Genomic DNA, 502 nt, shown 5'->3' on the forward strand with positions numbered 1-502 from the left:
AGATAGGGGAACCCTTTTAGGGTTAGCCGGAAGAGTAGTGCGGTTGGCGAACTTTTCAGTGCCCTTTCAGGGCTGGCAGCAACAAAGGCTTTCAGCCGCAGAGCAAACCACCAGTTCTTTCACACGGGTGGTTTTGATTTTACTGTTCAAATGAAGGTATTTCTATGCTAGAAAATGCTTCACGATTAGGTTTGCCAATACCTGAGAAGTTAAAAAATGTACTTGCTCAGTTGCACAATAAAGGAGGAAATGAATCATGAATTTTAAAAAATAATTTGTCCTATAATACAAGCATTTACTCTCTCAAATATGATAACTTCTTACCATTAGAACGTAAGCCCGAATTATAAATAAAATAAGTGCACTTTTTCGGTGCCCATGCCAAGTAGCCGTCTATTCTTGTTTTTCTTCAAAGAATGGGCGGCTATTATCATAGTTTGGCGCAAGTGGCCTGAATGTTTTTAGACCAGGGCAAATATTGATCCACAATTTCAGGATTTTG

The 502-nt window shown here is 39.2% G+C and carries 1 pseudogene; it reads left to right on the forward strand.

The annotated features are described in order from the left end of the window. Positions 1-149: 149 nt before the first annotated feature. Positions 150-260 (forward strand): annotated as a pseudogene (locus tag H9631_RS22210) (phage holin family protein); the annotation flags it as partial. Between the last annotated feature and the right edge of the window lie 242 nt (positions 261-502).

Source organism: Bacillus norwichensis (genome assembly GCF_014836955.1).
Classification (GTDB): domain Bacteria; phylum Bacillota; class Bacilli; order Bacillales; family Bacillaceae_C; genus Siminovitchia; species Siminovitchia norwichensis.